Here is a 10,922-nt window from a genome sequence, read left to right as displayed (position 1 = left end):
AACCGCTCCGATTAGCCCCTAGAACCCCCGCAACTCTCACCGTTTTTAGGGGGAGGCGCGCCAAATCTGCCGGCGCGCATACGTCGCGAAATTTTTCGCTCCCGCCTTCTCCAGACTGGAGATGATGTCTTCCACGGTACGTGGCGGGTTAATCATGTCCTCCGCCTGCCCTCGAAGGACGTCCATGACTAGGCTCGCATTCAGGTCCAGCTGATTGAGAAGGAACTCGTCGGGGGTCTGTACCGAGAGTTGAAAACGCTTCAGTTCCCTCTCGGGGAAATCTTTCACGTTCGCAGTAACGATGATGTCAGCACGGCCGAGAATCGCTGCGGCGACAACATGGCGGTCATTTTCATCCGGAAGATCAATGGCTTGAACCAGAGGTTCCCAGCCGCGAACACAGGCATCCACAAATACCTCGTTCATCACGTTCACCCGCCGGCGAGCCGCGCCAGTCTCTTTCATATCCGGGTGGACTTTCTCCAAAGCTCTCCTGGTTTCTTCGAGAATGAGGGAATTCCAGATCGGCCGGTAGAGACCGGATTCCGCTAAGCGCAAGAGAGTGTCGGCCTGAGAAATGGGAACCATCGCGCACGCATCAAGCACCGCACTGAAGCGCGCCACCGCTATAGCTCCTCGTTGACTTTTTTGCGGACCTCCGCGAGAGCATCGCGGTAGGAATCCGCAGTCTCGTCGTATAAGCCCAGGGCCGCTGCCTCGGCGGTAAGGGCTCGCAGCGAGTTTCTACGCTGCACTTGTGTGCGCTCCTGATAGGTGAGCACGTCTGCGAGACGCACTTTGCGGTGTCTGCCTCCTGATGTCCTCTCATAGGGAATCTGTCCGTCTTCGAGAAGCTTGACCAGCGTAGGGCGGCTGATCCCCAGAAAGTTTGCGGCCTCTTGAGTGGTGAGGAGTTGATCAACCGGTGCCACGGTAATGGCTTTACCCGCTTGCATAGCATCAACCACCTCGCTCAGGATGTTAAAAACCTCCTCAGGCAGGGGCACTGTTTGCCCATCCGGTCCGAGCAGTGCTGCATCCTCTCTGATTATCGAGAGAAACTTTCTAAGATCGAGAAGCTCATCGAGCTGCGCAGGGGGCATAACTGTATGCGACTCTCGCCTGCGCGCCGAGCTGGCCATGAGATGGTCTTGTGCTGTAGTCATACACCCACCCTAGCGCGAGAAAACGAAAAATTCGCAAACTCCTCCGCGGAACATTCACCCCGCCCCCTTCCGCCTAAAACCGGACGGCTAACGTTGCACTGACCCAACCCCTGAAACACAGCACTTTTCGGCATCCGGTTTTAGGCGGAAACAACGGTACAACCCGCACACCACCCTTCCGATACCAGTAGACTCATCGGCAGCATCACAGGCAGCCGTGCCGCGCGGCGACACACGAGGCGAAAGGACCTTCCACGATGACGCAGAACTCCACCCCGGCACCGGGCCCCGGCATCCCCACCCCGGGCGTTCTTGCTCGCAAGAAAGTCAACCCCGCCCCGGCAACGCCCACCCCGACACCGTCGAAGGCTGATCCGTCGAAATTCGGCCGCGTGGCTGACGACGGCACCGTCTACCTCACCCGCGGCGGCACCGAGCGCGCCATCGCCAACTGGCAGGCCGGCACCCCCGAGGAGGGCCTCGCCCACTACGGCCAGCGCTTCGACGACCTGGTCACCGAGGTCGCGCTGCTGGAAACCCGCCTGTCGACCCACCCGGAGGACGCCGACTCCCTGAAAACGCAGGCCCAGAGCATCAAGGACACCCTCGACGAGCAGGCCGTGATCGGCGACCTGGATGCCGTGGACAAGCGACTCGACGCCATCATCGACAACTCCACCAAGGCCCGCGAGTCCGCCAACGAGGCGAAGCAGCAGCGCCGCGCCGAGGCGATTGCCCGCAAGGAGGCGCTCGCCGCGGAAGCCGAGGACCTTGCGGAGAACTCCACGGAATGGAAGGCCGCGGGCGACCGCATCCGCGCGATTCTCGATGAGTGGCGCACCATCCGCGGCATCGACCGCAAGACCGACGATGAGCTGTGGAAGCGCTACTCGCGTGCCCGGGACGGGTTCAACCGTCGCCGGGGCGCGCACTTCGCCGAGCTGGACCGCGGCAGGGCTGCAGCGAAGAAGGCAAAGGAGGACCTCGTCGCCCGCGCCGAGGCATTGAAGGATTCCACCGAGTGGAACGACACCGCGCGGGCCTACCGCGACCTGATGGACGAGTGGAAGGCCGCCGGCCGCGCCCCGCGCGATGTGGACGACAAGTTGTGGGCACAGTTCCGCGCCGCCCAGGACCACTTCTTCGGCGCCCGCGACGCCGTCAACGCCGAGCGCGACCGCGAGTTCGAGGCCAATGCCGCGGCGAAGGATGCGCTGATTGCGGAGTACGACTCCCAGATTGATCCGGCCAAGGGGCTCGGCGCGGCGAAGTCGAAGCTGCGCGAGTTGCAGGACAAGTGGGACGAGATCGGTTACGTCCCGCGCGGTAAGGTCCGCGAGTACGAGGACAAGATCGCCGCGATTGAGAAGCGCGTGGCCGATGCCGAGGAGTCGCGCTGGCGCGCCTCCGATCCTGCCGCCCAGGACAAGGTCAACCAGTTCCAGGTAAAGGCGGACGACCTGACCAAGCAGGCCGAGGAGGCCGCGGCGAAGGGCAATGAGAAAAAGGCTGAGCAGCTGCGTGAGCAGGCTGCGCAGTGGCAGGAGTTCGCGGACGTGGCCGCGAAGGCGGTCAGCAGCCAATAGTGCCTACCGCGCTCATCGTCGACTCCGGTGACACCGAGGCCATCAACGCCTACGTCTTCTCCTCCACCCTGGCCGCCCAGGACATCACGGGGTTGTCCACGTCGGGCGTTTCAGCGGCGCACGTGGCCAAACGCCTCGAGGGTTCGGCGGAGTCGCTGTCATACCTTTTCGCACTGACCACCCGCGAGGCCCCGCGCCCGCTTGGAGAACTCGGCTACCCCGCCCTTAGCCCCGACGATCTTCTCGACGTCGAGGCCTGGGTCTTCGCCTCGCTTCCCCGGTTGGAAGACACCCGCGTCCTCGAGGCCCACATCACCCTCGACGCCGCCATCGCGCCCCTGCCCGGCGAGAAAATCCCCGCTGCCCCCTGGGCCCACGCGCTTTCGCTTATCGACGCCCTCTCCAGCGCCCTTCACCGCCCCATCCGCCACGTGTGGGTGACGCACTCCCTAGGCGCCAATGAGCCTCCCGCCCTGCGCGAGCACGGTTACACCCCGGCGTTTTCGGAGGTACAGGCAACGCTGTCCCTGGAGGCAGTGCCCGCACCCGTGCACGCGGTGGATGTCGTCGCCGACATGGATTTCGCACCTGAGGACATCGACTCGTTCCTGCGCCTGCTCGCCTCCGCATCGGCGAATTTCCCGCGCGGCGAGCTCATCCTCGACACCGTTGACTGGACGCATCAACGCCTTATCGACGCCGGCGCACGCCTGCGCGACCGCGGCGGCACTCAGCTCACCGCGCTTGCCCGCTCCGAGTCCGGGGACGTCGTCGGCCTTGCTGAGGCCGTCACCTTCGACCACGACGTCGAATCCGTCTGTGAGCTCGGCCTGGTCTACGTTCTGCCCGAGCACCGTGGTCGGGGTCTCGGGTGCGATCTGGTAGCGGCGGTGCTGTGTGCTGCGCGCGAGCGGTGGGAGGACGCGGAGACGGCGTTCGCTTCCTACCCTGCGGGTGAGGTGGCCGCGGAGGCGCTCGGGCGGCGCTTCGGTGCGGAGGCGGTGTCGGCGACGACGGTGTGGCAGAAGGCTAAAGAATTGCTCCGTCTCGCTGTGCCCTAATAAGTGCCTCACGTAGTTCCGCATCCACTGCGTAAATGCCCATCCCCCTAACTCCTCGGGTCATAAGCACGTTGAGCTGATTTCGCAGCAGACTTTCGCTGACGTCCATCATGACTTTCTTACCGTTTACGACTTCGCCGCGCCGATTCCTTACATTCGGGTTCATGCTTGCTTCGGGGTCGAATTGAACTCGGCCGTTCCGATAAATCACGGAAGGGCCGAGAATTACCCCAGCAAAATTCAAATCGAAGCCCTGAATCGTAAAGATCGATCCAACTTCGTCTATCGAGTGCTCGCGTTCCGCCCACGATAGGCTACTGTTCTTCCTCCCCTTTTGCTGGTTATTCCAAGGGAGCCTGAAATCTCCAATGACAACATCCCAGGTCGCCCCGTCCTTTGGTTTCGTTTTTCCGTTTGAGAATTTCCAGTCGTAGGTGGCGATGAGACGAGACAGTCCTTTCTCGATCTGAGAATCACCCTCAGTTTTCGAACGAGCCTTAACTGCCTCATGCAATTCTTCTGGGGTTCCGAACACCTGAATTTGATACTTGTCGTTGGTTGGGATGGGGAGAACCTCATTGCCGTGGACGAAACGATGGATCCACTCTTCAGCCGGGCCTTCCGAGTCAATTCTCATTTGCTGGTCCAGTTGAAGACAATTTTCTTCTCCAGCGCGTTCCCGCAACGCTCGAAGGTCATCTTCATTCCAATACTGATTTCCCGCCAGAACCTGGTTCGGGTCGAAAACTGCGACAACGACGCGGGCTAGTTCCAGGATGTCTTTGAGTTGATTCTCTCCGCGGTAGGACTGTTTGCCTTGGGTCCAAAGGAGATGCGCCTCGTCGACAAGCACCACGTCAGCAATCTGATCACCCGCTTGGTGCGAATTGATAAATCTGGTGGGCTTCATCACCCTCGGATTTTTGATGGCGCTGAGCCCCAGGCGTTCGGCGATCTGCGTATAAACCGTGATCTGCTCGTCATGGTTGACCAACATATAGACATCCAAGGTTGACTCTTGAGTTGGGGAATCAGGGTCAACGGGCAGATGAGCGAGATCGTAGAAAACGCTGCTCAATAAGACTGTTTTTCCTGTACCAGCACCACCTTGGACAAGGATGAGTTGAGACTGGTCGGACTTCGGCCCCTCGGCATCCTTGATCGCAGCTTCAACCGAATCTAAGATCGCGAGTTTTGCGCCGACTTGTTGTGCGTTCAACTGATGGAACGGAGATGCTTTGAACAGCGCCGAATCGCGTACGAGCTGTTCGATCGGGAATAGTTCAGGCTCGCGTTCTCTTAGGCGCATCCAGATGTTGGTGAAAGCGTCGTCGACATAGTCGCGAGTGAAGTACTCAGTTTGAACATTTCGGCGCGCATTGTTGAGAAATACGCGACGCTTCTCCGCAGATACCACATCATCGATCGCCGCCAAGTAGAGCATCAGTCGGTCCTCCACCTCCAAAGTCATTGACTTGTTGAAGAGGGAGTGGCCAATTACCAGAATCTTTGAATCCCTATCTCTAAACAATCGCCACGTCTGGGAGCGCCTGACAGAGTTGCTAACCCCGTTCACGCCCGGGTCGTCAGAAATTAGCCCTGCTAACTCACTATCAGCTAAGCGGGGATCGTTGGATAAGTGTGTTGTGGTTCGCTGCGCAATGTCATTGGTTTCTCCGACGTACACATGGAAACCCTGCTTCGTTCTCGTGTAAACGATGTATACAGTGGGGAAATTCAAGAGCAGCCGCTGAGATACGGAATCGCCCTTATCACGAATGTAAGCCAGAAAATTTCTGAGACTCTCTGCGGAATAGTCAAAGGAACGCACCTCAGTGCGGAACTTGCCGCGGATAACTAACTCGTTCGTCATTGGAACCGCTTTCAACGCCGGTAGGTACGCGAATGCACTACATAATCAATAATTTAGCTGCCTCACTTTACCTCCCCGGGACGTTGAAATCCGAGAGTGGTTCAGCGACCCCTCCGGAAAAACCTGCCATCATTGACTTTCACCGTGAGCATTACAACCACAATGCCTATAGCACGCCATGGGGTGGCAGCTGACCGCCCGAAATCCCCTACCCCTCCTCCAGCAACTCCCGCACCCGCGGGATGACTTGCTCGCCCATTAGCCGGATCGATTCGAGAGAATACTCGTGTGGCAGGGTCCCGTTGGAGTATTTGAACACTAGGCGATCCAGGCCGAGCTCACGGATCGTGCGCGCCGTCTTTTGCGCCACCGTCTCGGGTGAGCCGAGGTGCAGCGCGCCGTGGCGGATCTCGTTGTAAAACTGCTCCGGCGTCGGATCCGGCCAGCCGCGATCACGCCCTATAAGCGTGCGGGAGCGGTGCCAGTGCGGGTACATACGCTCGGCCGCTTCCTCATCGGTTTTGGCGACAAAGCCGTGTACATGCGCGCCAACTGAGTTGCGAGGCTGACCCAGCTGCTCGTTGGCCTGGTGAAACAGGTCCACAAACGGCTTGAACCGCACGGGCGCTCCACCGGTGATGGCCAGCATCAGCTTCATCCGCTGGCGCGCCGCACGCACCACGGACTCCGGCGAGCCACCTACCGCCACCCAGGTCAGCAGGGGTTGATCGGTGCGCGGGTAGACGGAGGCGAGCTCAAGCGACGCTCTCGTGGTGCCGGACCAGCTGAACGGCTCGCGGGAGGCGTCGGCGTCGAGAAGCGTGCGCACAAGATCGAGTTTCTCCTCGAAAAGCGCCTCGTAATCTCGCAGGTCGTAGCCGAACAGCGGGAGGGACTCGGTAAACGAGCCTCGGCCGAGCTGCATCTCGGCAAGGCCGTTCGAAATGGCCTGGAGCGTGGAGAAACGCTGGAAGATGCGCACCGGGTCGTCGGAGGAGAGCGCGATCACGATGGTGGTGAGGTGGTTGTTATCAGTGCGCGAGGCGATGGCGGCGAGCAGCATGTCGGGCGCGGACACGGCGTAGTCCTCGCGGTGATGCTCTCCAATGCCGAAGACGTCGAAGCCGACTTCGTCGGCAAGCACAGCCTCCTCGACGACGTTGTGGATGGCCTGGGCATGGGTGAGCACGTTTCTGTCGGTGTCGGCCTGTAGGTCGCCGGAGGTGACGAGTCCGACTTCGACCATTTTGAAGAGCTCCTCGCAATGGTCAAGTTGTGGTTACAACAACTACAACGCGTCGAGGGGTGGGCTAAATTCCGTCGCCTATGCGCGCTCGGGCGATGGCCTGCGGAATCCATTGCTAAAAGTCGTGCCCCGATCGCAGGTTTCTACCTGCCCAACCCTCTCACCAGGTCAGTTTGCTCCATCCAGACAAGGACGTCGAAAACCCGGATCGAGGAAATGCTTGCGGGCAAACCCACAGACCGGCGCAGTTCCTCCAGGGTCTGCTCGACGCCTGGGTTTTCCACCAGCGTCACATGGAGCGGGCGCATATACTGATCACGCGCGCCGGTAAGGGCTGTGACGCGCTCGTCGTAGATCGGGTAGATGCGTGGCAGTTTTCGGGCGATCAACTTCGATGCCTTCACCGCACCAATGCCATCCAGCTCGCGCAGCTTCTTCTCCAACAGAAATGGCGCCCAGGCTGTGTCAGGAAGAAACTTGACTATTCCGGTATAGGAAGTCTTTTCCAACGGCACCTCGCTCAGCGACGCGTACCCCTCGCACTCACCCACCGCGGCCGCCAGGCAATCGTTGATTTCCTCACGTCGCCGGTGCAAAATTTCAGCCGCCGCTCGCCCGGAAATAGATACGCTCAGGTAGGAAACCGCAAGGAGGTCCTCAGCCGTAAACGCTGTCGGATTCTTGGGACTGGTGCTTTCTCCCCATTCGTCGTAGTACGCGCCCGAGTACCATCCCTCTTTGTCCAGAGCGCTTTTGCTGCCTTCGAGCCTGGAACCGTAGTAGCGCCGCAGCAATGACTCCGCATTAGCGAAGTCACCCGCCATGGCCTCCCTCAGGCACGTGGGCAGGGTGAACTGCTGTGAATCGCTCATATCGTCTCCTTCAACGTGGGCCGTAAGCGCATTTCAGAGTGAATCGCCCCGAGTCTTGTTGCCAGGAGGTTACCTAATGTTCCAATGTTTTGGAAGTCACCCCCAGAATCAGAATTGGTGCCTCAACCACACGCCAGAGCAGGCCAAAGATGATCGGGTAACACAAGTGTCTCCCCCGCTGCTAGTTGGATACGTCCTCCCGCGGCTTCGAGCCTGACGCGTGGCATTGAATTGGCCTCTGCCCAGCCAGGGCTGCCCGCCGACCGAGCTGCCCGCCAAACTAAGAAACCGAATCAATCGCCCTTTTCGCCGTCAAAAGGTCCGCCCCGGTGCGTTCCCGGTATTTCTTGATCGCCTCGACCGGTCGCCCGTCGGCCACCGCCTGCTTCTCCTCATCGGACACACCGTATATATCGGTGTTTGCTGCGGAGTCACCAAGCCGGATCTTCAGCTGCTCAGCCAGGCTAAGCAACCGCTGATTCTCGCTGCGCAGGCGATCAATTTCACGCGCCTGATCAAACCACTTAGCCACGACTGCCCCTTCACTTTCCACCGATCGATTCAGCCGCAGACAGCATACCCACTTTCAGAAGGATTGCCGCGGGCTCCAAAACCATCGCGCGGATGTACTGCAGCCAGCGCCCAGGCCTCGGTTCTGCCCAGGTCAGTGCGGTCAACCCTGAAAGGGAAACATATCGCTCGGGAGGCTGGTACCGCAACGCAGCACGTCAGCGACGAGCCCGTCCCCTTGGGCAGCCACCAGAGCGCTCCCTAGCCCTCCCGGTACTTTTCGTGCCTCTCGGCGGCGCGGGCGCGGCGGTCGTCGACAAGCAGCGGGTTGTTTTCCCCCGCGGCCTCGCGGCTGGCGGCCTGCTGCGCCAGGGCGACCTCGTCTCGGCCCTCCAGCGCACCGCGGCGCTCGGCGATCTCGGACTGGGTCTCGCTGCGCCGCAGCACGACCGGGATGTAGGCGAACACGGCGATCCCGACGGCAACAATCGCCAGGTAAATCCCCGGACCGTGGTAGAAACCTTCGTCGAACGCGGAACTGGTCCGGCGCAGCCAGATCGCGAGGATGGAGATGAAAAACGACACTGTGGTAAACATCCACCCCGCGGCGGCGAGGGGGAATCGCCTGGTGGCAAGCACCAGCGACGTCAGCACCACGAGGCCGATAAACGACAGAACCGTAAACGCGTATTCCGTCAGCTTCGCCTGCACCGCGTCCGCCGCGTCGGTGAAGGTGAGGATCTGCCAGCCGGCCACGTTGCCGGCGAACGGCAGGAATAGCGCGATGACGTAAAGCACCACCGCCGCGATGAGCGCCCAACGCGTCGCGACGAGGTCCACGCGGGACGCGGCGGCGCGCTCCTCGCGCGCGAGATGGTCTGACTGATCCTGCACGTGCCCTCCTCAATCGAACTTTCGATTGACTCTAGCAGCAGCCGCTGCTTGCCGGGGCCGCACCGGGCTTGCCAATCGAAGGCAACCCCAGCCCGACCCCGATCGGTGCGGTCGTGGGAACATCGCCCGCCGCGGAATTGTCCCCGGCCTTTGTGCGACGATGCTTGACGACGCCCGAATCAGCAATCAGGTAGTGCGGCTTCGCATCCGTCACGGCGACGTACACAACATCACCCGGGCGCACCTCCTGGTCAATCTCACCCCGCGGGGTGAAGTGCACCAGGCGCCCGTCCCGCGCCCGGCCCGACATGCGCTGGGTGGAGTCGTTCTTCTTGCCTCCGCCCGCCTGGACCAGCAGCTCCACCTCGGTGCCGATGAGCTTGGCGTTTTCCTCCGCGCTGATGCGCTCCTGCAGCGCCACGAGGCGCTCGAATCGCTTCTGGACAACGTCCTTCGGCAGCTGGTCGGCCATCTCCGCGGCCGGGGTGCCGGGACGTGGCGAGTATTGGAAGGTAAACGCCGAGGTAAACCGGGCCTTTTCCACCACGTCGAGGGTGGCCTGGAAGTCCTCTTCAGTCTCGCCGGGGAAGCCGACGATGATGTCGGTGGTGATCGCCGCGTGGGGCAGCTTGTCGCGCACCTCATCCAAGATGGCGAGGAACTTCTTCGATCGGTACGACCTGCGCATCTCCTTGAGCACTTTGTCCGAGCCGGACTGCAGCGGCATGTGCAGCTGCGGGCACACGTTGGGAGTCTCCGCCATTGCATCAATCACGTCTGAGGTGAACTCCGCCGGATGCGGCGAGGTAAAACGCACCCTTTCGAGCCCCTCGATGTCCCCGCAGGCACGCAGCAGCTTGGAAAACGCGGAACGATCCCGCTCAAGGGATGCGTCGACAAAGTTGACCCCGTAGGCGTTAACGTTCTGGCCGAGCAGGGTCACCTCGGAGACCCCCTGATCCACGAGGGCCTTGACCTCGGCGAGGATGTCTCCGGGGCGACGGTCGAGCTCCTTGCCGCGCAGCGAGGGAACGATACAAAACGTGCAGGTGTTGTTGCAGCCCACCGAGATGGACACCCAGCCCGCGTAAGAGCTTTCCCGCTTCGCCGGCAGCACCGAGGGGAAGACCTCGAGTGCTTCCACCACCTCGACCTGGGCTTCCTCGCTGACGCGCGCGCGGTCGAGCAGCGCTGGGAGCGCCGACATGTTGTGGGTGCCGAAGACGGCGTCCACCCACGGCGCCTTCTCTATCACCGTGTCGCGGTCTTTCTGCGCCAGGCACCCGCCGACGGCGATCTGCATCCCCGGGTGGTTGTCCTTGGTCTTCTTCAGCTGACCGAGCGAGCCGTAGAGGCGCTGGTCCGCGTTGTCACGCACGGCGCAGGTGTTGAAAACCACCAGGTCGGGCTCGGCCCCCTCGTCGGCCGCGGTGTATCCCGCGTCCTCGAGCATCCCGGAGATGCGCTCGGAGTCGTGCACGTTCATCTGGCAGCCGAAGGTGCGCACCTCGTAGGTGCGTGCGGCATCGGGGTTCAGCGAAGTTGTCACGGCTAGCGAGTCTATCGCCGCTGAACCGGCAGACATAACCGCCGAGGATCTCAGCGGGTTTCATGAGCGATTCTCGCCATCCGCGCGCTCAGGTCGTCCCTCACTCCCGCGACACCGGCGGTCTTTTGGTGGATGGCACCATGCCCCCGATTGACTGTGGCCAGT

General features: G+C 61.3%; 10 protein-coding genes. 2 read left to right on the top strand and 8 right to left on the bottom strand.

All coding sequences use genetic code 11. From position 1 onward, the window contains the following. Nucleotides 1-45: 45 nt before the first annotated feature. Both E3227_RS08425 and E3227_RS08420 read right to left on the bottom strand, forming a co-directional pair. Nucleotides 46-624, bottom strand: coding sequence for a PIN domain-containing protein (locus E3227_RS08425; RefSeq protein ID WP_144318171.1), 579 nt, complete (start codon nucleotides 622-624; stop codon nucleotides 46-48). A gap of 2 nt (nucleotides 625-626) precedes the next feature. Further along, complete coding sequence (locus E3227_RS08420; protein ID WP_246062666.1) at nucleotides 627-1,166, bottom strand: helix-turn-helix domain-containing protein; 540 nt, start codon at nucleotides 1,164-1,166, stop codon at nucleotides 627-629. A gap of 257 nt (nucleotides 1,167-1,423) precedes the next feature. Here E3227_RS08420 and E3227_RS08415 point away from each other — a divergent pair, with 257 nt between their 5' ends. Both E3227_RS08415 and E3227_RS08410 read left to right on the top strand, forming a co-directional pair. Next, nucleotides 1,424-2,752 (top strand): DUF349 domain-containing protein, encoded by a 1,329-nt coding sequence (locus tag E3227_RS08415; protein WP_144318170.1) that lies wholly within the window; start codon nucleotides 1,424-1,426, stop codon nucleotides 2,750-2,752. Beyond that, the gene (locus E3227_RS08410) at nucleotides 2,752-3,813 is read left to right on the top strand and encodes a GNAT family N-acetyltransferase (protein WP_144318169.1); all 1,062 of its coding nucleotides are present in this window, start codon (nucleotides 2,752-2,754) and stop codon (nucleotides 3,811-3,813) included. Before E3227_RS08415 ends, E3227_RS08410 begins: the two co-directional genes overlap by 1 nt. Here E3227_RS08410 and E3227_RS08405 read toward each other — a convergent pair. The 6 genes from E3227_RS08405 to miaB all read right to left on the bottom strand — a co-directional run bounded on the left by E3227_RS08405 (nucleotide 3,782) and on the right by miaB (nucleotide 10,694). Then, on the bottom strand, nucleotides 3,782-5,686 hold the full coding sequence (locus tag E3227_RS08405) for a DNA/RNA helicase domain-containing protein (RefSeq protein ID WP_144318168.1): 1,905 nt from the start codon (nucleotides 5,684-5,686) through the stop codon (nucleotides 3,782-3,784). The genes E3227_RS08410 and E3227_RS08405 overlap by 32 nt on opposite strands. Before the next feature lie 208 nt (nucleotides 5,687-5,894). Then, nucleotides 5,895-6,932, bottom strand: coding sequence for an LLM class flavin-dependent oxidoreductase (locus E3227_RS08400; protein ID WP_144318167.1), 1,038 nt, complete (start codon nucleotides 6,930-6,932; stop codon nucleotides 5,895-5,897). A gap of 143 nt (nucleotides 6,933-7,075) precedes the next feature. After that, nucleotides 7,076-7,804: a DUF6308 family protein gene (locus tag E3227_RS08395; RefSeq protein ID WP_246062665.1), complete on the bottom strand. Its 729-nt coding sequence runs from the start codon at nucleotides 7,802-7,804 to the stop codon at nucleotides 7,076-7,078. Nucleotides 7,805-8,084: 280 nt separating this feature from the next. Beyond that, nucleotides 8,085-8,336 (bottom strand): hypothetical protein, encoded by a 252-nt coding sequence (locus E3227_RS08390; RefSeq protein ID WP_144318166.1) that lies wholly within the window; start codon nucleotides 8,334-8,336, stop codon nucleotides 8,085-8,087. Between the two features lie 239 nt (nucleotides 8,337-8,575). Then, on the bottom strand, nucleotides 8,576-9,208 hold the full coding sequence (locus E3227_RS08385; RefSeq protein ID WP_144318165.1) for an Rv2732c family membrane protein: 633 nt from the start codon (nucleotides 9,206-9,208) through the stop codon (nucleotides 8,576-8,578). A gap of 31 nt (nucleotides 9,209-9,239) precedes the next feature. Beyond that, entirely contained in the window at nucleotides 9,240-10,694 is a 1,455-nt protein-coding gene (gene miaB, locus E3227_RS08380; RefSeq protein WP_246062931.1) for a tRNA (N6-isopentenyl adenosine(37)-C2)-methylthiotransferase MiaB, read from the bottom strand. Nucleotides 10,695-10,922 lie beyond the last annotated feature (228 nt).

It is taken from the genome of Corynebacterium sanguinis, assembly GCF_007641235.1.
Lineage (GTDB): Bacteria > Actinomycetota > Actinomycetes > Mycobacteriales > Mycobacteriaceae > Corynebacterium > Corynebacterium sanguinis.
Note: the sequence above shows the minus strand (reverse complement) of the source record. Positions and strands in the feature narration are given on the sequence as shown.

What these genes read in the sequence shown, in the direction of transcription:
- E3227_RS08420 (WP_246062666.1), bottom strand. Translation starts at nt 1,166, where the DNA reads ATGACTACAGCACAAGACCATCTCATGGCCAGCTCGGCGCGCAGGCGA.
- E3227_RS08415 (WP_144318170.1), top strand. Translation starts at nt 1,424, where the DNA reads ATGACGCAGAACTCCACCCCGGCACCGGGCCCCGGCATCCCCACCCCG.
- E3227_RS08405 (WP_144318168.1), bottom strand. Translation starts at nt 5,686, where the DNA reads ATGACGAACGAGTTAGTTATCCGCGGCAAGTTCCGCACTGAGGTGCGT.
- E3227_RS08400 (WP_144318167.1), bottom strand. Translation starts at nt 6,932, where the DNA reads ATGGTCGAAGTCGGACTCGTCACCTCCGGCGACCTACAGGCCGACACC.
- E3227_RS08395 (WP_246062665.1), bottom strand. Translation starts at nt 7,804, where the DNA reads ATGAGCGATTCACAGCAGTTCACCCTGCCCACGTGCCTGAGGGAGGCC.
- miaB (WP_246062931.1), bottom strand. Translation starts at nt 10,694, where the DNA reads ATGAACGTGCACGACTCCGAGCGCATCTCCGGGATGCTCGAGGACGCG.